The organism is Pseudomonas marginalis, assembly GCF_008692035.1.
Classification (GTDB): domain Bacteria; phylum Pseudomonadota; class Gammaproteobacteria; order Pseudomonadales; family Pseudomonadaceae; genus Aquipseudomonas; species Aquipseudomonas marginalis.
The window spans coordinates 3182640-3203629 of the sequence record NZ_VTFG01000001.1; the positions used below are offsets into that span (position 1 = coordinate 3182640).

General features: G+C 60.3%; 15 protein-coding genes. 8 read left to right on the top strand and 7 right to left on the bottom strand.

Annotated elements, in window-relative coordinates; all coding sequences use genetic code 11:
• Positions 1–13: 13 nt before the first annotated feature.
• Positions 14–502 carry a TIGR00645 family protein gene (locus tag FX984_RS14855; RefSeq protein ID WP_017253710.1) on the bottom strand — a complete coding sequence of 163 codons (489 nt, stop codon included), beginning with the start codon at positions 500–502 and terminating at the stop codon, positions 14–16.
• Positions 503–666: 164 nt separating this feature from the next.
• Here FX984_RS14855 and FX984_RS14860 point away from each other — a divergent pair, with 164 nt between their 5' ends.
• Positions 667–2490: a hypothetical protein gene (locus tag FX984_RS14860; RefSeq protein ID WP_081744420.1), complete on the top strand. Its 1824-nt coding sequence runs from the start codon at positions 667–669 to the stop codon at positions 2488–2490.
• A gap of 6 nt (positions 2491–2496) precedes the next feature.
• On the opposite strand, the gene FX984_RS14865 is transcribed toward FX984_RS14860, so the two are convergent.
• Positions 2497–2814, bottom strand: coding sequence for a PA4575 family protein (locus tag FX984_RS14865; RefSeq protein WP_027605329.1), 318 nt, complete (start codon positions 2812–2814; stop codon positions 2497–2499).
• 299 nt (positions 2815–3113) lie between these two features.
• Complete coding sequence (locus tag FX984_RS14870; RefSeq protein ID WP_027605328.1) at positions 3114–5552, bottom strand: Lon protease family protein; 2439 nt, start codon at positions 5550–5552, stop codon at positions 3114–3116.
• Positions 5553–5820: 268 nt separating this feature from the next.
• Here FX984_RS14870 and FX984_RS14875 point away from each other — a divergent pair, with 268 nt between their 5' ends.
• The 5 genes from FX984_RS14875 (at position 5821) to FX984_RS14895 (ending at position 9680) form a co-directional block, all read left to right on the top strand.
• Entirely contained in the window at positions 5821–6309 is a 489-nt protein-coding gene (locus FX984_RS14875) for a DUF3015 domain-containing protein (protein WP_027605327.1), read from the top strand.
• 91 nt (positions 6310–6400) lie between these two features.
• Complete coding sequence (locus FX984_RS14880; RefSeq protein ID WP_146478310.1) at positions 6401–8254, top strand: Lnb N-terminal periplasmic domain-containing protein; 1854 nt, start codon at positions 6401–6403, stop codon at positions 8252–8254.
• Positions 8255–8302: 48 nt separating this feature from the next.
• The gene (locus FX984_RS14885; protein ID WP_092358274.1) at positions 8303–8608 is read left to right on the top strand and encodes a chorismate mutase; all 306 of its coding nucleotides are present in this window, start codon (positions 8303–8305) and stop codon (positions 8606–8608) included.
• 147 nt (positions 8609–8755) lie between these two features.
• Entirely contained in the window at positions 8756–9112 is a 357-nt protein-coding gene (locus tag FX984_RS14890; protein ID WP_065938304.1) for a hypothetical protein, read from the top strand.
• A gap of 70 nt (positions 9113–9182) precedes the next feature.
• A complete protein-coding gene (locus FX984_RS14895) occupies positions 9183–9680 on the top strand; it encodes a GreA/GreB family elongation factor (RefSeq protein ID WP_027605322.1) in 498 nt (165 codons plus the stop codon).
• Here the strand turns inward: FX984_RS14895 and gdhA are convergent.
• Both gdhA and ettA read right to left on the bottom strand, forming a co-directional pair.
• Entirely contained in the window at positions 9677–11014 is a 1338-nt protein-coding gene (gene gdhA, locus FX984_RS14900) for an NADP-specific glutamate dehydrogenase (protein ID WP_027605321.1), read from the bottom strand. The two genes, FX984_RS14895 and gdhA, sit on opposite strands and share 4 nt — an antisense overlap.
• Positions 11015–11311: 297 nt before the next feature.
• The gene (gene ettA, locus FX984_RS14905; protein WP_027605320.1) at positions 11312–12976 is read right to left on the bottom strand and encodes an energy-dependent translational throttle protein EttA; all 1665 of its coding nucleotides are present in this window, start codon (positions 12974–12976) and stop codon (positions 11312–11314) included.
• 285 nt (positions 12977–13261) lie between these two features.
• Between ettA and FX984_RS14910 the strand changes: the two genes are divergently transcribed.
• Entirely contained in the window at positions 13262–17113 is a 3852-nt protein-coding gene (locus tag FX984_RS14910; RefSeq protein WP_098480905.1) for a bifunctional diguanylate cyclase/phosphodiesterase, read from the top strand.
• A gap of 142 nt (positions 17114–17255) precedes the next feature.
• On the top strand, positions 17256–18509 hold the full coding sequence (glyA, locus tag FX984_RS14915; protein WP_027605318.1) for a serine hydroxymethyltransferase: 1254 nt from the start codon (positions 17256–17258) through the stop codon (positions 18507–18509).
• Positions 18510–18705: 196 nt separating this feature from the next.
• On the opposite strand, the gene FX984_RS14920 is transcribed toward glyA, so the two are convergent.
• The gene (locus tag FX984_RS14920) at positions 18706–19854 is read right to left on the bottom strand and encodes an integrase core domain-containing protein (protein ID WP_146478394.1); all 1149 of its coding nucleotides are present in this window, start codon (positions 19852–19854) and stop codon (positions 18706–18708) included.
• 120 nt (positions 19855–19974) lie between these two features.
• The gene (gene yjiA / locus FX984_RS14925; RefSeq protein ID WP_146477852.1) at positions 19975–20934 is read right to left on the bottom strand and encodes a GTPase; all 960 of its coding nucleotides are present in this window, start codon (positions 20932–20934) and stop codon (positions 19975–19977) included.
• Between the last annotated feature and the right edge of the window lie 56 nt (positions 20935–20990).

The window sequence follows — 20990 nt, forward strand, 5'->3', positions numbered from 1 at the left end:
CCAGCGCGGGGCATCAGTGCTTGGTGACCTTGTCCAGGTAACCCATGGCGAACGCCGAGATCACGAAGGTCATGTGAATGATCACGTACCACATCAGGTGTTGCGGATCGACGTTCTTGGCGTCCATGAAGATGCGCAGCAAATGGATGGAGGAAATCGCCACGATGGAGGCCGCCACTTTCATCTTCAGCGACGAAGAGTCCATGGTGCCCAGCCAATTGAGCTTTTCCTTGTTTTCATCGATGTCCAGCTGCGAGACGAAGTTCTCGTAGCCGGAAATCATCACCATCACCAGCAAGCCGCCGACCAGGGCCATGTCGATCAACGACAGCAGCACCAGGATCAGCTCGGACTCGGCCATCGAGAACACGCTCGGCAGCAGGTGAATCACTTCCTGGAAGAATTTCAGCGCCAGCGCCAGCAACCCGAGGGACAGGCCGAAATAGATAGGCGCCAGCAGCCAGCGCGAGGCGTACATAGCATTTTCGATAAAGCGTTCCATTGGATCTCACACAGCATGGCTAGAAATGGCGGCGAGTATACCAGCCGCTATAAGACACCTGTAACCACGAGAAAACTGACCTGGGCGGCATCTGTAAGAGAATTTTTCTGCTAGTGTCGAGCCCAATAACTCGGCTCGATGACGTCGGACAGGAAAAAACTCAGATGATGGATGTGCGATCCCCTTTGGCCAGCGTTGGCCTGTGCGCCGCCTTGTTGCTGGCCGGCGGCTGTTCCCCAAGCGATGAGCAGAAACAGGCCACCCTCGAAGAGAAAACCGCGAAGTTCGAGCAGTCCCTCGACAGCATCCAGGATCCGAAACTGCGCGACGCCATTGCCGACCTCGGCGGCTCGCTGCTGCTGCTGGAACGGGCGCGGGTCAAGCTCGCCACCAAGCCCATCGAGGCCGAATACGGCGAGGACACCCTCGCGCTGCTCAAGCACTACCCCACGCCGCAAGGGCTGGTGGACACCTACATCAATGGCTTGTTCGTACTGCGCAAAGCCTCACATTCCGACTACCTGACCGATCTGCAGCCGGTCTTCCCGTTCAACTTCAATGTGCCGGACCAGTTCCCCTTCCCCCACGGCCTGGAATGGCAGTCCGTCACCTTAAGCAACAACAAGGTCGTGCCGTTCCAGCCGGAATGGTCGGAAACCGATCCCGGCATCCAGTTGAGCCCCAGCAGCTCCAACCTGACCAACCCGGATGACCTGACGGTCACCTACCCGTTTATCGATGGCATCGAGACGGAAAACAAAAGCCAGCCGCAACCCGTTCGCCTCAAAGGCGCAGTGGAAGTGATCGCACCGGGCAAAGTGCTGACCTTCGACTTGTCGAAAAAGGACGTCGGCCACAAACGCACCGAAGGCAATATCACCGTCAACCTGCTGCTCCTGGAAAAGAACTACGCCGAAATCGAACTGACCAACAGCCAACCACTGGCCCCCGAAGTGGGTGACGAATCGCCCAACCCCTTGCTGGTACAGGCACGGGACGGCACCGGACAATTCCTCACACGCTCGGGTTCGATCAACGAAAGCAGCGCGCAAGTCGAGTTCTACCAGAAACAGTTGGCCGAGATGCAAAAACAGAAGGCCTGGTCCGATGGGTTTGAAAAGCAACTGGTCGATGAGCAGAAAGCCTTCGAACACAAGCAGAGCAGCCATTACGCCAAGGTCTATTTCAATGGCCTGATCGACACCCTGCAGATCAATGTGCTGGATTTCTCCACGGCCACGGTCACGCGCAAGGACCTCGACCTGCCGGTCCTGCGCTTCGACAAGAACAGCCTGGAAAAAACCGTACAAGCCTTGCCCATGCCGGTCACCGTGTACGACGACGGCGCCGCCAGCTGGCTCAAGGACGCCTCGTTGACCGAGGAACAACTGAAGAACAGCGTCACCATCAGCCAGTCCGTCGAAGACGCCAGCGCCGCCCATATCGTGTTCGACCACCCATTCACCTTCAATGACGACCTGGTGGGCAGCGAGCGCAACAGCAGCGAATCACCGGTGACGTTTTTCACTGCCGATGAGAAAGGTGAACGCGGCGAGCCCATCGAGTTACCGACCGAGGCGTATGAATTGAACCCGGCCCGCGGCACCCTCACCTACGACCTCAACCTGTTCCCGGAAAACCCGGCGTTTGTGGTGGGTTCGATCCCGCTGTTCCTGGCGACTATCGAGAAAGGTGACATCGATGCGGCCAAGCTGCCCAAGGGTTTATCACTCAAGGACAACGCACTGATCGTCGACCAAAAGGAGTTCCCGGCCGACAGCTGGCGCTTCTATGCCAAGGACGCCAGCGGCAACTACCTCAAGGAAATCCTCGGCGTCAGCCACCGCGCCGAGGAATACGGCACGGCCTTGTTTGACGTGCATTACTTCTACGGCCAGCCGACCGCACTGGAAAGCTACCAGCGCACCGACCTCAGTACCGTGCAATACGGCTTTGAGGTCAAGCTGGACAAACCCGAGAGCAAATAACCGCGCCTACAGCGCCAGTTGCTCATGGCTGCCATTGAGCTGCCGCAGATGGGCCTGCATGTGCAGGCACCAGATCTGCGGGTCACCCGCCAGCTCATAGCCGTGCAGGGTCAGGCTGTCGACGATCGATTGCAGCATGCTTTCTGCCACGAAGGGCCCATGAAACGGGCCCTGGGACTTGATTGTGGAAGGCTGTTCACCCGTCATTCCGGCGGCAAACAACAAGGTCCACATCCCGTTATCCCCCGCGAGCGGGCGAACGGAACATTCGATTCGGGTAACCAGGCCGAAGCACTGGCGGGTAAGGCAAAGGTTGCGCGGCATGGCGGCGACCCTCGGTAGATCGGTGTTCAGCCTCAACCTATGGCGAGGCTGTTTCTATCCAGCGACTCCTGTGGATATCCCTAAGGCTCAGAATAGAATAAAAACATGACAAACCAAGGCTGTAGGGACCAACGGGCGTTGGCCCCTCAGAAGGACGTCAATTTAGTGACGTAACCAGATCCAAATGTGGGAGGGGGCTTGCTCCCGATGCAGTGTGTCAGTCGACATCTACATGACTGACCCATCGCAATCGGGAGCAAGCCCCCTCCCACATGTTTGATCCGGCCTGGCCTCAGAACTCAGGTGGGCTTGGCTTCGGCCAGCGCCTGCTGCGCCAGTTCCTTCTCCGCGTCCTTCAGGTCTTCCTCGCTGATCATCTCGGCAATCGCGCGCAAGCGCTCGACCACGCGGGCATTGACCGTGCCTTCCGGGAACTGCCCCTCGGCGTCCGGCTCACCGGCATCCTCGCCCACCAGCAGGCTCAATGCCTCGTCGGCCTGACGCACCGCATAGATGTGGAATTGCCCGGCGCGCACGGCCTGCAACACCTTTTCATCCAGCATCAACGTGGCCACGTTCGCCTGGGGAATGATCGCCCCTTGCTCGCCGGTCAAACCGCGGGCTTCGCACAGGCGGAAGAAGCCTTCGATCTTCTCGTTGACCCCGCCCACGGCCTGCACTTCACCAAACTGGTTGATCGAACCGGTGATCGCAAAGCACTGCTTGAGCGGCGTCTTCGACAAGGCCGAGATCAACGTGCAGGCCTCGCCCAGGGACGCGCTGTCACCGTCCACGTAACCGTAGGACTGCTCCAGCGCGATACTCGCCGAGATCGCCAGCGGAAATTCCTGGGCATAGCGGCTGCCCAGGTAACCGGTGAGGATCATCACGCCCTTGGAGTGGATCGGCTGCCCGAGGTTAACTTCACGCTCGATGTCGACGATGCCGCTGCCGCCCGGGTACACCGTGGCGGAAATCCGCGCCGGCACCCCGAACGCCGAGTCACCGACCTCCAGCACCGTCAGCCCATTGCACTTGCCGACCGCCGCGCCGGCGGTGTCGATCAGGATCACCCCGGCGAGCATATCGTCGAGAATCCGCGCCGACACCCGCCCGGTACGCGTGGCCTTGGCCTTCAGCGCACGCTCGATATGGCCCGCATCGGTCATCTCATCGCCCGCCAGGTGCCGGATAAAGTCCGCTTCGCTGACCAGCTGGAACAAATCCCCAATACGTGCCGACAAACGGCCCTGGTGCTCCGCCAGCCGTGCGCTGTAGGTGGCCAGCCGCGCCACCGCGTCCGAAGTCAGCGGCGCCATGCCTTCTTCCGAAGTGCGGGTCTTGAGCAACTGGGCGAACTGCTCCAGGCTCTCGTCCACCATCGGGATGTCTTCGTCGAAATCCACCAGCACCCGGAACATCTCCTGGAAGTCCGGATCGGCGTCCTGCAGCGCGTAATACAACTGGCGCGAACCGATGATGATGACCTTGACCTGCAACGGGATCATCTGCGGGTTAAGGGTCACGGTGGCCAGGCGGCCCAGTTCGCCCAGGGGCGATTCCATCTTCAGCTTGCGCGACTGCAGGGAACGCTTGAGGGCGTCCCACACAAACGGCTCGCTGAGCATCTTCTCGGCTTCAAGAATCAGAAACCCGCCGTTGGCACGGTGCAACGCACCTGGGCGTAACTGCCGATAGGTGGTGTACAGCGCGCCCTGGTCGGTGCTGTATTCGATACGGCCGAACAGGTTGTCGTAGGTCGGGTGCGGTTCAAACACCACCGGCGCGCCACCGTTGACCGCATGGCCCACCACCAGGCTCGGGCAGTATTGCTCTTCGAGCAGCTTGCGGGCCTGGGCGTCGGTCTTGGCGTCGTCCACCAGTTGCTCGACCACGGTTTTCAGCAGGTACACCTGCATGGCCTGCAGATAACCGCAGACACCGGCGTTCTCCGCGTACTTTTCCGACAGCGGTGCGAGCAAAGGCTGCAAGGCCAGGGTGATGGTTTCTTCGTTGAACTGACGCAGTTGGTTGTTGGACTCGCGCTTCCACTGGGGCAGGCTGGCCAACTCCTCGTTGAGGCGTTCTTCCAGCTCGGAAATATCCGTGTGGAAACGCTCGCGATCCACTTCCGGCAGCTGCGAGAACTCGGCCTCATCCAGGGCCTTGCCGTCGAGCATCGGGGTGAAGGCGATATTTGAGCTGTCGCGGTACAGCGCCACGTCCTTTTCCAGGGCCAGGCGCTCGATCACGTCCAGGGCCTTGTCATAGCGCTGGTTGAAGGCACGGTCGATGGCACTCTTGCGCTGTTGATAAGTCGGGTGTTCGAACACCGCCGGGAAGGTCGCGACGAGGTTGTCGACCAGGCCATTGATATCGGCAATGAACGCCGCCGCACCGCCGCCTGGCAATTCCAGGGCGCGGGGTTCGCGAGGCTCGTCAAAATTGTTCACATAGACCCAGTCCGCCGGGGTCTGCAGGCGCTTGCCCTCGGCTTTCAGGTAGCGTTTGACGAACGAAAAGCGGCCGGTGCCCGGCTCGCCCATGACAAATACGTTGTAACCGGGGCGCGGCATGGCCACACCGAACTGCAACGCTTCAACCGCACGTTCCTGGCCAAGCACACCGCGAAAGGGCTCCAAATCATTGGTGGTCGAGAAGCTGAACTGTTCAGCGGAGAAAGGGCGAGTCAGCGCTTCGGGCGCTAGACGCAAGCTGGCAGCAACAGGATCAGGCATCGGGCTTCCTTACATCAGGCGGGGCAGATGACGGCATTCTGGCTCCCTGTTGCGCGCTCTGGCAAGGCGCGCCGTTGGGAAACCCTGGACACGGGAGGCGCCCTGCAAAAAAAATCGCGACATTGCTGATTGTTTTATAAAAACACACGGAACCCTTGGAACGTGCCTAAACTCCAAACTGCGCGGGTTGGACTAATAACCGATCCCTAGGGCGCTATGAAGTGCCTGAACCCTTGTCCATTGGTTTGCACACAAAGAGAACAAAGCTATGAAACGGATCCTTCTCGGTACTCTCTTCACCGTCGTCTCCCTCAATGCAATGGCTGAAGCACCAGGTGGCCCGAACTGCGGTTGGGGCAACATGTTGTTCGAAGGCCAGCGCGGTACTCCAGCTCACTTCCTGGCTTCCACCACCAACGGTACTTCGGGTAACGCCACCTTCGGCATGACCTCGGGCACCAACGGTTGCAGCACCAACAGCGCGCTGACCTACGGCGGCAAGTCCTGGATTGCCATGAATGGCATGATGAACGAGCTGTCCGAAGACATGGCCAAGGGTAATGGCGAAGCACTGACCACCTACGCCGTGGTACTGGGTGTTGCTCCGGAAGATCGCGAGCACTTCGCTGCCGTGGCTCACGAACACTTCCAGCAAATCTTCAGCAAGGCCGATGTGACCGCTGAAGACGTGCACAACAACACCCTGGCTGTACTGAAAGGCGATGCCCGTCTGGCGAAATACGCTACCCAGGCTTAAGCTCGTCCTGCCCGCGCCTACCCAGGCGCGGGTTTTATTTTTGGACCCGCCTCTCCTTGGGTCTCTCTAATTTCCGACTTAAGTTGCCCCTATGCTCAAACGCTTTGCCTGGATGGCACTCTTTGCCTGCGCCCCGCTGTACGCGGCACCGCATCTTGATGATCAACGTTTGCAGCAACTGGCCAATGATCCGTTCTGGCTTTCTCTGGGCCATTACGAAGCCGGCAAAGTCAGTGGCTGGCGCAGCTATGTCAGTGAAAAGAAATTCTTCCTCGCCGCCGATGGCGCCCACCACCCGGATGCAGAACTCAAGGCCACCGTTGAAGCGCTTTACGCTCCGGCCAGCCTGGGTGAAAAACACGCCCAATGCGTTTACCCCGCACGTACCCGCTGGCTCAAGGATCAGTTGCACCTCACTGACCTGCCCGCCGTGGACTGCAAGGAATTCAAGCAATGGTTCAAGGACGTCGCCCCCCATAGCGCGGTGATGATCTTCCCGGCGGCCTACCTCAACAGTCCGTCGTCGATGTTCGGTCACACCCTGCTGCGTATCGACCAGGCCGACGTGCAGAGCAACAAGACCGCACTGCTCAGCTACGCGATCAACTTCGGCGCCTATATCGAAGGCTCGGACAACAGCATCCTGTACGCCTGGAAAGGCCTGATGGGCGGCTACCCCGGCCTGTTCGCCCTGGTGCCCTACCAGGAAAAACTCTCCGAATACCGCAGCCTCGAAAACCGCGACCTGTGGGAATACCGCCTCAACCTCACCCAGGTCGAGACCGAGCGCATGGTCGAGCACGTGTGGGAGCTCAAGCAGATCCAGTTCGACTACTTCTTCTTCGATGAAAACTGCTCCTATCGCCTGCTGGAACTGCTGCAAGTGGCGCGCCCCGGCCTGCGCCTGACCGAGCAATTCCCGCTCACCGCGATCCCCACCGACACGGTCAAGGCCGTGAAGGACGCGGGCCTGGTGGAAAAGATCGACTACCGTCCCTCCCGCGAGCGCGAGTTGCTGGAGCGTGCCAAGCCGCTCGACAGCGACGAGCAACAATGGGTACTGAAAGTCAGCGACGACCAGCAGCAATTGCAGGCGCCAGCCTTCAAAGCATTGCCTCGCGACCGCCAGGCGCTGATCATCGACGCCGCCTACCGCCTGGGCCGCTACCGTGCCAATGGCCTCGAGCGCGACACCGCGCGCTCCCAACGCAGCTTCGAACTGCTGCGCGCGATCAACCAGAACCCCGCGCCCGACCTGACGATCACGCCCCCCGGCCTGCCCGAAAACGGCCATGAATCGCGCACCTGGCAAGCCGGCCTCGGCACCCGTGGCGACAAGGCCTTCGGCGAATACGGCCTGCGCATGGCCTATCACGACCTCAACGACAACGCCGAAGGCTTCCCCCTCGGCGCCCAGATCGAAATCCTGCAGATGAAACTGCGCCAGTACGAAGGCAACCACTGGCAACTGCAGCAACTGGACCTGGCCACCATCCGCTCCCTGACCCCGCGCAACGCCTTGCTGCAGCCGTGGTCCTGGCAAGTTACCGGCGGCCTGGAGCGGGTGCCCGGTAAACACGACGACGAAACCCTGGTCGCCCACGTCAACGGCGGCGCCGGCGGCACCTGGCAACTGCGCGACGATATGCTCGGCTTCGCCCTCGGCACCGTGCGCGTGGAACACAACAACGACTTCAACGAAGCCATCTCTCCCGCGGCCGGGTTCAATACCGGCGTGCTGTGGAAAAACCCGCTGGGCAATTTGAGCCTGGAAGCGAAAGGGGATTTCTTCACCAATGGTGAAGTGCGGCGCAGCATCAGCCTGAACCAGCAGTGGGAACTGTCCCGCAACCTCGGCCTGCGCCTGAGTGCACAGCGCGAGTACAGCCACTTGTCGACGCCGGTGAATGAAGTGATGCTTGAGGTGAAGTGGTATCACTACTGACTAACACCTTTTGTCAGCATTGCCCGCACCATCAGGAGTTCACTCGACATGGCCGTTACCTGCACCACCCTTGAAGAAGTTCGAAACAACATCGACCGCCTCGACCAGCAAATCGTCACCCTGCTGGCCGAACGCGGCCACTACGTCTCCCAGGCGGCACGCTTCAAAAAAGACACCGATGGCGTCAAGGCCCCGCAGCGGGTCGAGCAGGTGATCGCCAAGGTGCGGGATCTGGCGCAGACCGTGGGCGCCAACCCCGAGGTGACCGAGCAGGTCTATCGCGCAATGATCGCGGCGTTTATCCAGCAGGAATTGGCGGATCATGCGGCTCTGGCGACCAACCAGGCAACCTAGGCCCTTGTGGGGAGGGCGCCAACGGCTTCGGTGCCCACCGCCCGACCTCATCGTGCTCCACACCTTTCTCACACCCCTTTCACACCTCCCCGACAAATCCCTATCTAGACTTCTCCTATCAGCCGTGAAACGGCCAGGGAGCAAGCAATGTGGCGGTATGCAGTAATGCTGTGTGCGGTGGTGTGGCTATCGGGTTGCCAGTCAACCCATCAGGAATTGCTGGCTCGGGGCTATCCGCCCGCCTTTGCCGATGGTTTTGACGATGGGTGCAGCAGCGGCCGCCAGGCGGCGGGGGTGATCACTGGGGTGTTTCGCAAAAACGTGCCGCGTTACCTGAAAGACCGGGTCTACGCCGAAGGCTGGGAGGATGGCTTTCGCCAGTGCAAGGCCATGCGCGAGAACGAGGAGCTGCGCGACTACAAGGACAATCACTGGGATGACCGTGAACGCGCCTGGCAACAGGAGAAGAACCGGGATGCTGCGCGGGCCTATCGCTCGCAATAGGTCGCTTTCAGACATTCATCGAAACTAAAGTGCGGCGAACATGGCCCAAGCTCCATAGAGGGAGAACGTCATGAGCCGAGCTTTTGTAAATGAGGACAACGCCGCCGCCCAGGCCGATCAGCCGGTGGAGCGCCAGGTCAGTGAGCAGCCCAATCGCCTGACCGCCCAGGGGTTGGCGCAATTGCAGGCCAAGGTTGCGCAGCTACAGGCCGCCCACAGCGCCGAGTCCGCCAAGGGCGAACAGGCCGATAAGCAGCGCCAGGCCGACCTTGAGCGGGATTTGCGCTACTTCAACCAGCGCGTGCAGAGCGCCCAGGTGGTGGCACCCGCTACGTCTACCGACAAGGTGCAGATCGGCAGCTGGGTGACGTTCGCCAATGAGCATGACGAACAGCAGCGCATTCAATTGGTCGGGGAAGACCAGGCCGATGCCGGCGCCGGCCTGATCAACTGGGGCTCGCCCCTGGGCCGTGCCTTGCTGGGCGCCCAGGTGGGTGACGAGGTGCTGTGGAAGCGCCCCGTCGGTGACCAGTTGATCGAGGTGCTGCGCATCGAGGCCGAGGCTTAGACGATGCCCTGGGCCAGCATCGCGTCGGCAACCTTGACAAAGCCCGCAATGTTCGCGCCCTTCACGTAGTTGATCCGACCGTTCTCTTCACCGTAGTGCACACAGGCATGGTGGATCGACTGCATGATGTTGTGCAGCTTGCTGTCCACTTCACCGGCGGTCCACAACAGGCGCATGGCGTTCTGCGACATCTCCAGGCCACTCACGGCGACGCCGCCGGCATTCGATGCCTTGCCCGGCGCAAACAGGATGCCCGCCTCGATAAAGATATCCACAGCCTCAAGGGTGGTCGGCATGTTGGCGCCTTCGGCCACGCAGATGCAGCCGTTGCGCAGCAGCGTGCGGGCCGCTTCGGCGTCGAGTTCGTTCTGGGTAGCGCATGGCAGGGCAATGTCGCAGGCCAGTTCCCAAGGGGTCTTACCGGCGCGGAATTCCAGGCCGTAACGGCCGGCCAGTTCGCTGATGCGCCCGCGCTGCACGTTTTTCAGCTCCAGCAGCGCCGCCCATTGTTCCTCGGTCAAGCCGCTTTCGGCGTAGAGCGTGCCTTCGGAGTCGGACAGGGAAATCACCTTGCCGCCCAGGTCCATGACCTTGCGCGCCGCGTATTGGGCGACGTTGCCGGAGCCGGAGACCGCCACGCGCTTGCCTTCCACCCGCTGGCCGTCGCGCTTGAGCATTTCTTCGGCGAAGTACACACACCCGAACCCAGTGGCTTCCGGGCGGATCAGGCTGCCGCCGTAGGTCATGCCCTTGCCGGTGAGCACGGAGGTGAATTGGTTGCTCAGGCGCTTGTACTGGCCGAACAGGAAGCCAATCTCACGGGCGCCCACGCCGATGTCGCCGGCCGGCACATCCACGTCTGCGCCAATATGGCGGTACAGCTCGCTCATGAACGCCTGGCAGAAACGCATGACTTCGGCATCGCTCTTGCCTTTGGGATCAAAATCCGAGCCGCCCTTGCCGCCGCCCATGGGCAGCGAGGTCAGGGAATTCTTGAAGGTCTGCTCGAAGGCGAGGAACTTCAGCACCCCCAGGTTTACCGACGGATGGAAACGCAAGCCGCCCTTGTAGGGGCCGATGGCGCTGTTCATCTGGATACGAAAGCCGCGGTTGACCTGGACCTTGCCGTGATCATCCACCCACGACACCCGAAAGGTAATCGCACGCTCCGGCTCGCAGATGCGCTCCAGGATGCCCGAGGCCAGGTAATGGGGATTGGCTTCAAGAAACGGCCACAGGCTGCGTAGGACTTCTTCTACGGCCTGGTGGAATTCCGGCTGGTCGGGGTCGCGTTTTTTCAGGCGGGCGAGGAAGGATTCGACGGATTCGATCATGAAAAGTCTCGGCAAATTGATTGTTTTTAAATGAGATTGAGCCGGACTTTATCAATTCATGTCGCACCGCGACAGGGCAAAATGTCGCTTTTGTGAATTTAAATGGTGCATTAGATATAAATAAACCCAAGAAACAGGGATTTATCGCACTTAAAAGGGGATTGCCAAGGCAGGTTATGCACCAGCAGGGAAAAAGCTATCGGGGGCAAGCCCCCTCCCACATTTGATCGGTGTGGGTCAGGAAAAATGTAAAAAAAAACGGAGTCCGAGGACTCCGCTTTTTTCACACCAGCCGGATCAGGCCAGTTTTTTGTGGCGCACACGGTGCGGCTGGGCAGCCGCTTCGCCCAGGCGCTTTTTACGGTCCGCTTCGTACTCGGTGTAGTTGCCTTCGAAGAACACCGCTTGCGAGTCGTCTTCGTACGCCAGGATGTGGGTCGCGACGCGGTCAAGGAACCACCGATCGTGAGAGATCACAATGGCGGCGCCCGGGAAGTCCAGCAGGGCTTCTTCCAGGGAACGCAGGGTTTCAACGTCGAGATCGTTGGACGGTTCGTCGAGCAGCAGGACGTTGCCGCCCTCTTTCAGGGTCAGGGCCAGGTGCAAGCGACCGCGCTCACCACCGGACAGGTCCTTGACGAACTTCTGCTGGTCGCCGCCCTTGAAGTTGAAACGGCCGACGTAGGTGCGCGACGGGATTTCATAGTTGCCGATGCGGATCTGGTCGGAACCGTCGGAAATTTGCTGGAACACAGTCTTGCTGCCATCCAGGTCTTCGCGGCTCTGGTCCACGCAGGCCAGTTGCACGGTTTCGCCGATTTCGATGCTGCCCGAATCCGGCGTTTCCTTGCCCATCAGCATGCGGAACAGGGTGGATTTACCCGCACCGTTACCACCAATGACGCCGACGATCGCGCCTTTTGGCATGGAGAACGACAGGTTGTCGATCAGCACGCGGTCGCCATAGCCTTTGCACACGTTCTTGAACTCGATGACCTTGTCACCCAGGCGCGGGCCGGCCGGGATGTAGATCTCGTTGGTTTCGCTGCGCTTCTGGAATTCCTGCGACTGCATTTCTTCGAAGCGTTGCAGACGTGCCTTGGATTTGGACTGGCGGGCCTTGGCGCCTTTGCGCACCCACTCCAGTTCTTCCTTCATGGCTTTTTCGTGGGCCGATTGCTGCTTGGATTCGGCGGCCAGACGGTCGGACTTGGCTTCCAGCCAACCGGAGTAGTTGCCCTCGTAAGGGATACCGGCGCCACGGTCAAGCTCGAGGATCCAGCCGGCAACGTTGTCGAGGAAGTAGCGGTCGTGCGTGATCGCAACCACAGTGCCCGGGAAATCGTGCAGGAAGTGCTCCAGCCAGGCGACGGAGTCGGCGTCCAGGTGGTTGGTCGGTTCGTCGAGCAGCAGCATGTCGGGCGCCGACAGCAGCAGGCGGCACAAGGCCACGCGACGTTTTTCACCACCGGACAGATGTTCGACCTTGGCGTCCCACGCCGGCAGGCGCAGTGCATCGGCGGCGACTTCCAGCTGGCGCTCCAGGTTGTGACCGTCGCCGGCCTGCAGGATGGCTTCGAGCTTGGCTTGTTCAGCGGCCAGCTTGTCGAAGTCGGCGTCCGGTTCGGCGTAGGCGGCGTAGACCTCGTCCAGGCGGGCCTGGGCGTCCTTGATCACGCTGACGGCTTCTTCGACCACTTCACGCACGGTCTTGGTCGGGTCCAGGATCGGCTCCTGGGGCAGGTAACCGATGTTCAGTTCCGGCATCGGGCGGGCTTCGCCTTCGAACTCGGTGTCGACGCCGGCCATGATTTTCAGCAGCGTGGACTTACCCGAACCGTTGAGGCCGAGCACGCCGATCTTGGCGCCGGGGAAGAAGGACAGCGAAATATTTTTCAGGATTTCCCGCTTCGGAGGGACAACTTTTCCCAGCCGATGCATGGTGAAGACGTATTGAGCCATGGTGAACCTAGCGTCAGTGACTGATGAATTAAGCGGGCGAAGCCCGTGCCAGGCCATGCGCCGCGCGGGCCGTTGACTATCATCAATGCCAGCGAGCGGAAAAAGCCTGAATGTCTGGGGCTGGAACGCCCCCGCGTAACCGGCAAAGCTACCTGAATGCGCTTGGTCAGTCCAGCCAAGCGGGGCTGGCACTTTGCCACAAGTCAAGGCATGCTAGCCGCCCTTCGGGCGTCCGGCTTATAGTGCACGTCGCGCGCCAGTCCAGCCAAACCGCAGGATCACAGCTTGTCCAAAGTCACGCCGCCAACGCCCTTGCGCGCCGCTCATGTAGCGCCGGGAACGCCCCTGCACGGCACCCTCAAAGGCGCATTGGCGACGCTTGTCCTCCTGCTGCTCGCATTATTGTTCTGGCAACTGCTGGACCAGTTGCAGCAAAACCAGAAAAACCAACAGCAATACACCATCGACTACAGTGCCGACCTGGCTGAACAGATCAGCCTGAACATGGCCCTGAGCGCAAAAATTGCCCTGAACCTGCTACCGATGGTCGAGCCGCCGCGCGACATCGAACAGCAGCAGGCCTTGACGCGCACGTTGCAGCGCTCGCTGCCGGAACTGCGCAGTATCGCCCTGCTGGCGCCCAGCGGCGCGATGATCAGCGACAGCGCCAATGACAGCCAGGACAGCGCCTGGCTGGAAGAATTGGTGCAGCGCAGCCACGGCCAACCCTACTACCTGAGCAATAACAACGACGGCACCCTCATCTATCTGCTGCTGCACCAGCCCAGCGGCGGCTCAAGGATGTACTGGGCGCTGCGCCTGGCACCCGAGTACCTGGTCAACCTGACCCGCCAGGACAGCCAGGGCCAACGGCCGATGTGGGCCATCGAGAACCGCCTGAACCACCGCGTGGTCAGCCGTGACAGCGGCATGCCGGCGCAATGGGGCGACGCCCTGACCCCGGATGACCTGAATAAAAGCGTGCTGGTCACGCCCCTGAGCAAAAGCGACTGGCAATTGCGTGGGATGTTCGACCGCGCAGCCGTGCTGGAACAACTGCTGCCGGCGTTTATCGGTAAATGCCTGCTGGGCCTGGCCTTCTCGCTGATCCCCGTGATCGTGCTGCTGAATATGCGTCGCCGCCAGCGCCAGGTGCATGAAGGCCGGCGTCGGTATCAGGATATTTTCGAAGGCACCGGCGTCGCCCTGTGCGTACTTGACCTGTCGGGCCTGAATGCATTTTTTGGCAAGGTGCACTTGCAGACCCGCGAGCAACTGCACGCCTGGCTGCAAACCTCCCCCGAGGAATGCCGGCAGTTGCTCACCGAACTGCGCATCACCGAGATCAACCAGGTGGCGGTGAGCCTGCTCAGAGTGGGCTCCTGCGAGGAAGCGTGGGAGCGGCTGATCGATGATTGCCCGCGCAATACCACGTCCATCGGGCATCAGATACTCGAAGCGGTCCTGACCCAACAGAATCAGCTTGAGTTGGAAATCCAGCTCAAGGATGTGGCCGGCAACGAACAGTACCTTTGGATGGTGATGCGCCTGCCGGAGCAGCAGGACGACTTCAAGGCGGTGATCCTCAGCATCAGCGACATCACCAGCCGCAAGCTGATCGAACTGTCGCTGGTGGAACGCGAAAGCTTCTGGTCGGACGTGGTGCGTACCGTGCCCGACCACTTGTATGTGCAGGACGTGATCAGCCAGCGCATGATCTTCAGCAACCACCATCTGGGCCACACCCTCGGCTATACCAAGGCCGAACTGCAGCAAATGGGCGAGTATTTCTGGGAAATCCTGCTGCACCCCGAAGACGCCGAGCATTACCACGATTTGCGCCAACAGCAACGCCAGGCCGGCTACGCGACGCAGTTGCACTGCCAGTTGCGCTTTCGCCATCGCAACAATCAATGGCGGCGCTTTGATATCCGCGAGCAGGCCCTGGCGCGGGACAAATCGGCGCAAGTCACGCGTATCATCGGTGTGGCCAAGGACATCACCGACCAGATCGAAGCCAGCGAGTCCCTGCGCGACAGCGAAAAGCGCTACCGCATGCTGGCCGAAAGCATCAGCGACGTGATCTGCTCCACCGACAGCCAACTGGCCCTCAACTACATCAGCCCGTCGGTCAACGCCGTGCTGGGTTACGACGTGGACTGGGTATTCAAGAACGGCTGGCAGTCGATCATCGCCAACCCCCAGCAACTGACCGGCATCTATAGCTTGCTGGAACAGGTCAGCCGGGCGCTGGGCGATCCCGACGCGCTGAACAGACTCCGTGATCAAGTGCAGACCCAATTGTTCCTGTTCGACTGCCTGCGCGCCGACGGCCGCAAGGTGCCGATCGAGCTGCGCCTGGTGCTGGTGTGGGATGAGCACGGCGCCTTCGAAGGCGTCCTCGGCGTGGGCCGCGATATCAGCCAGCAACGCCGCGCGGAAAAAGACCTGCGCATGGCCGCCACCGTATTCGAACACTCCACGTCGGCGATCCTGATCACCGACCCGGCCGGTTATATCGTGCAGGCCAACGAGGCGTTCAGCCGGGTCAGCGGTTATGCAGTGAGTGACGTACTCGACCAGTTGCCGAACATGCTCACCGTCGACGAACAACAGGAAGCCCACCTGCGCTATGTGCTCAAGCAATTGCACCAGCACAGCACCTGGGAAGGCGAAGTGTGGCTCAAGCGCCGTAACGGCGAGCACTACCCGGCCTGGGTCGGCATTACGGCGGTGTTCGACGACGAAGGCGACCTGGCCAGTTATGTGTGTTTCTTCAGTGATATCAGCGAACGCAAGGCCAGCGAACAGCGCATCCACCGCCTGGCCTACTACGACGCCCTGACCCACCTGCCCAACCGCACGCTGTTCCAGGACCGCCTGCACACCGCGCTGCAATCAGCCGAACGGCAGAAGTCGTGGGTGGTGCTGATGTTCCTTGACCTCGACCGTTTCAAGCCGATCAACGACTCCCTGGGCCACGCCGCCGGCGACCGTATGCTCAAGGAAATGGCGACCCGCCTGCTCGGCTGCGTGGCCGAAGACGACACCGTGGCACGCATGGGCGGCGACGAGTTCACGTTGCTGCTGCAACCGCGGGTCAACCGCGAGATGGCGCTGAACCGCGCGATCCATGTGGCCGAGCAGATCCTCGCCAGCCTGGTGAAGCCCTTCGTGCTGGAGGGTCGCGAGTTCTTTGTGACCGCCAGTATCGGCATCGCACTCAGCCCCCAGGACGGCAACGAGCTGAGCCAGTTGATGAAAAACGCCGACACCGCGATGTATCACGCCAAGGAACGCGGCAAGAACAACTTCCAGTTCTACCAGGCCGATATGAACGCCAGCGCCCTGGAACGCCTGGAACTGGAGAGCGACCTGCGCCACGCCCTGGAGCAGGACGAATTCGTGCTCTATTACCAGCCGCAGTTCAGCGGCGACGGCAAACGCCTGACCGGTGCCGAGGCGCTGCTGCGCTGGCGCCACCCACGCCGTGGACTGGTGCCGCCGGGGGACTTCATTCCGGTGCTCGAAGAGCTGGGCCTGGTGGTGGACGTGGGCGACTGGGTGATCAGCGAAGCCTGTCGCCAGCTCAAGACCTGGCACCAGAACAAGGTGCGGGTGCCGAAAGTCTCGGTGAACATCTCTGCGCGGCAGTTCTCCGACGGCCAACTGGGCACGCGCATCGCCACCATCCTCAAGGACACCGGCCTGCCGCCGGCGTGCCTGGAGCTGGAGCTGACCGAAAGTATCCTGATGCGCGAAGTCAACGAAGCCATGCACATCCTCGACAGCCTGAAAAACCTGGGCCTGAGCATCGCGGTGGATGACTTCGGCACCGGTTATTCGTCCCTCAACTACCTCAAGCAATTCCCCATCGACGTGCTGAAAATCGACCGCACCTTCGTCGATGGCCTACCCTCCGGCGAACAGGATGCGCAAATCGCCCGCGCCATTATCGCCATGGCCCACAGCCTCAACCTGGCGGTGATTGCCGAAGGTGTGGAAACCCATGAGCAGCTGGACTTCCTGCGCGAGCATGGTTGCGACGAGGTGCAGGGGTATCTGTTCGGGCGGCCGATGCCGGCGAATCGGTTCGAGGCGCAGTTCAGCAATGATGCGCTGTTCATGTTCGATTGAGCGGTGTGATGAGGCCGGCACAGTCACCGCCCATCCCGAGATGAGCCCCGCTTGTCCGCGACATGATGTCCTTTCATATGCCATCTAAAACCCATTGGGTTAGAATGCCCTCCTTTTCTGCCCCCGATCCTTGAGGACCGCCATGTTCAGCCGTGATTTGACTATTGCCAAGTACGACGCCGATCTCTTCGCCGCCATGGAGCAAGAAGCCGTGCGCCAGGAAGAGCACATTGAGCTGATCGCTTCGGAAAACTACACCAGCCCTGCGGTGATGGAGGCTCAAGGTTCGGTTCTGACCAACAAGTACGCCGAAGGCTACCCAGGCAAGCGCTACTACGGTGGCTGCGAGTACGTCGACGTGGTTGAGCAACTGGCCATCGACCGTGCAAAAGAACTGTTCGGCGCCGATTACGCCAACGTCCAGCCGCACGCCGGCTCCCAAGCCAACAGCGCCGTGTACCTGGCCCTGCTGCAGGGCGGCGACACCATCCTGGGCATGAGCCTGGCCCACGGTGGTCACCTGACCCACGGCGCCAGCGTTTCCTCCTCCGGCAAGCTGTACAACGCCGTTCAGTACGGTATCGATGCCAACGGCCTGATCGACTACGACGAAGTCGAGCGCCTGGCGGTCGAGCACAAGCCAAAAATGATCGTGGCCGGTTTCTCTGCCTACTCGCAGATCCTCGACTTCCCACGCTTCCGCGCCATCGCCGACAAGGTGGGCGCCTACCTGTTCGTCGACATGGCTCACGTAGCCGGTCTGGTCGCCGCTGGCGTCTACCCGAACCCTGTGCCTTTCGCTGACGTGGTGACCACCACCACCCACAAGACCCTGCGCGGTCCACGTGGCGGCCTGATCCTGGCGCGCGCCAACGCCGAGATCGAGAAAAAGCTGAACTCCGCCGTATTCCCGGGCGCCCAGGGCGGCCCACTGGAGCACGTGATCGCCGCCAAGGCGATCTGCTTCAAGGAAGCCCTGCAACCTGAGTTCAAGACCTACCAGCAACAAGTGGTGAAAAACGCCCAGGCCATGGCCGGCGTGTTCATCGAGCGCGGTTTTGACGTGGTGTCCGGCGGTACTGAAAACCACCTGTTCCTGCTGTCCCTGATCAAGCAGGACATTTCCGGTAAAGATGCTGACGCTGCCCTGGGCAAAGCCTTCATCACCGTGAACAAAAACTCCGTGCCGAACGACCCGCGTTCGCCGTTCGTGACTTCCGGCCTGCGCTTCGGCACCCCGGCTGTGACCACTCGTGGCTTCAAGGAAGCAGAGTGCAAGGAACTGGCCGGCTGGATCTGCGACATCCTGGCGGACCTGAACAACGAAGCCGTGATCGACGCGGTACGTGAGAAGGTCAAGGCCATCTGCAAGAAGCTGCCGGTATACGGCGCTTGATTGCAGTTGCTTGACTAAGAAGCCCGGCTCTTGAGCCGGGCTTTTTTATGCCTGGTCTCCAACTTGAAATGAGATCAACTGTGGGAGGGGGCTTGCCCCCGATAGCAGTGTGTCAGTCACATATAGGTTTACTGACCCACCGCCATCGGGGTGTAGAACCGTAGACATCGTTTACATCTGAAACCGGGGACATCGTTTACACATTTGAGGCCTGGACGCGGGTCATACCTCGTCCAAGCCTCCCCAAGGGATAATCACACAGGTACAAATCCCAAGCATCATCTTCAGCTTCTTTGAGCCCTATCCTTTCCCCGGACAGCGCCTCGCTGATAAATACCAACTTGCCGTTCCACTTGATCGATCCGTCCTGCCTGACGCTTCGAACTTTCATTTCTGCCGGATATTCCACATCGGGCAAGCACCCTGGATAAATTCGGGTGGACGGCACATACAAGTCTCCCGGACTTTTCATGCCGAGCGCTTCGTGAGGGCGTACGTAATTAAACTCATGCCTGAAATGCTCCAGCAAAAGCTGCTGCTCGACTAAGTTTTTCCCTAAGGGCAACTCAAGTTTCAAGCTACGGTGCATTCGTTCATGGCGACCATTCTGGGCGGGCCTTCCCGGCATGGTTCGCTCGGGATAAATACCCAGCCGAATCCACCAAACTGCCAGTGTGGATATTCTTGCCAGGCCAGGAGAGGCGAACGGTACCCCGTTGTCCGAACGGATAACTTCCGGCATGCCGTACTCCTGAAAAAGCCTCTCAAAGGCCTGTTTTACAGGCTGGGTCATGATCTTGGGATGGGCCCTGCACGCTAAAATCAGCCGCGACGCATGGTCTGTGACGGTCAAAGGGAAGCACATCTGAGCATTAAGCATCTTGAACTGCCCTTTGTAGTCAGCACACCACGTCTTGTTAGGTTCGTCGGCCTTTCGCATTTGTGCGTGGGAAATGCTGTGTCGGCGTTTGAAGCGCCGCTTTTTGACGAGCCCAAGTCGGTCAAGCCATTGACCGGCCGTACTTGGAGAGGGCCAGGTGACGGAGGGATCTTCCAGCCGTAATAGCTCGAGAAGCTTTTTCGGCCCCCATTTATCGTGAGCCTCCTTCATCGCGACTACACGGGCCAAAATCTCGTCGTCGGTTTTATTTGGGCTGTTGTGAGGTCGCCGGGACAGTTCGGATAAAGACCTCAAATCGCCGTCGTGCCGGGTAATCCACTTATCGACGGTAGGTCGGCTAACGTCAAAGCGGCGTGCCAACTGGCTTTTAGTGAAGTTGCCAGAAAGCCAATCAGCTACCAGCTTGATTCTTTGATTCATGGGGGACTCTTGGTTCCAGGGCATGATCAGTTACCTCCTGATCATGCGTATTAGCCTGTAAACCATGTCCCCGGTTAGAAATGTAAACGATGTCCCCGGTTTGTACCGGGGCAAGCCCCCTCCCACATTTGACTGCATTACACGTCAAGGTTGGTAGACCTTGGCAAAGCCTTCGCGGATTTTGTCTTCGGGCAATTCATCGGCAATAAACACGATCACACTCTCCCGCGCCTCACCCTCGGCCCATTCGGTATCCCAGTCGAAACCATAGAGCTTGAGCACGCCCTGGAACACCATGCGACGGTCTTCGCCGGCAATATTGAGTACGCCCTTGTAGCGCAGCAGCTGCTTGCCATGGTCTTCCAGCAGTTCGTTCATGAACTCACTGAGACGGTCGATATCCAGCGGCTGGTCGGTGCGCAGCACCAGGCTGGAAATACGGTCGATGGACGGCGCCTTGCTCACCGGGCGCAGACTCATGCCCGCATTAAGGTTGAAGCCGCGCACATCGAGCAGTTCGGCCAGATCAATCTTGCCGTGCTCGACCACGCGAATCGGCGCGCGGCGGTTGATGCGTGTGAGGCGTTCACTGAGTGCCTCGAAGGCAGCATCGTCCACCAGGTCACGCTTGCTCACCAGCAGCCGGTCGGCGAAACCGATCTGCGCCTGGGCGATGGTCTGGGTCAGGTGATGCTCGGCGTGGGCGGCGTCCACCAGGGTGATGATGCCGTCGAGGATGTAGCGTTCGCGCAGCTCCTCATCAATGAAAAAGGCCTGGGCCACCGGCGCCGGGTCGGCCAGGCCGGTGCACTCGATCACCAGGCGGTCGAAGGCGATCTCACCGCTGTCCAGGCGCTCCAGCAACAAATACAGGGCCTTGGTCAGGTCGGTGTGGATGGTGCAGCACACGCAGCCGTTGGACAGGGTCATGACTTGCACCGGTTCTTCGCCCAGCAATTGGGTGTCGATACCGGCATCGCTGAATTCGTTTTCGATCACGGCAATTTTCAGCCCGTGCTCGGCCTTGAGCAGATGGCGCAGCAAGGTGGTCTTGCCCGCGCCGAGAAAGCCGCTAAGAACGGTGACTGGAATGGGAGAGGACAAAAGAAATTCTCCTTAAAGGAACACAGAAACAAATGTGGGAGGGGGCTTGCCCCCGA

Coding starts and splice junctions, on each gene's coding strand:
- glyA (WP_027605318.1), top strand. CDS start 17,256: ATGTTCAGCCGTGATTTGACTATTGCCAAGTACGACGCCGATCTCTTC.
- FX984_RS14875 (WP_027605327.1), top strand. CDS start 5,821: ATGAAACGGATCCTTCTCGGTACTCTCTTCACCGTCGTCTCCCTCAAT.
- FX984_RS14920 (WP_146478394.1), bottom strand. CDS start 19,854: ATGCCCTGGAACCAAGAGTCCCCCATGAATCAAAGAATCAAGCTGGTA.
- FX984_RS14860 (WP_081744420.1), top strand. CDS start 667: ATGATGGATGTGCGATCCCCTTTGGCCAGCGTTGGCCTGTGCGCCGCC.
- FX984_RS14890 (WP_065938304.1), top strand. CDS start 8,756: ATGTGGCGGTATGCAGTAATGCTGTGTGCGGTGGTGTGGCTATCGGGT.
- FX984_RS14885 (WP_092358274.1), top strand. CDS start 8,303: ATGGCCGTTACCTGCACCACCCTTGAAGAAGTTCGAAACAACATCGAC.
- FX984_RS14895 (WP_027605322.1), top strand. CDS start 9,183: ATGAGCCGAGCTTTTGTAAATGAGGACAACGCCGCCGCCCAGGCCGAT.
- FX984_RS14865 (WP_027605329.1), bottom strand. CDS start 2,814: ATGCCGCGCAACCTTTGCCTTACCCGCCAGTGCTTCGGCCTGGTTACC.
- gdhA (WP_027605321.1), bottom strand. CDS start 11,014: ATGATCGAATCCGTCGAATCCTTCCTCGCCCGCCTGAAAAAACGCGAC.
- ettA (WP_027605320.1), bottom strand. CDS start 12,976: ATGGCTCAATACGTCTTCACCATGCATCGGCTGGGAAAAGTTGTCCCT.
- FX984_RS14870 (WP_027605328.1), bottom strand. CDS start 5,552: ATGCCTGATCCTGTTGCTGCCAGCTTGCGTCTAGCGCCCGAAGCGCTG.
- FX984_RS14855 (WP_017253710.1), bottom strand. CDS start 502: ATGGAACGCTTTATCGAAAATGCTATGTACGCCTCGCGCTGGCTGCTG.
- FX984_RS14880 (WP_146478310.1), top strand. CDS start 6,401: ATGCTCAAACGCTTTGCCTGGATGGCACTCTTTGCCTGCGCCCCGCTG.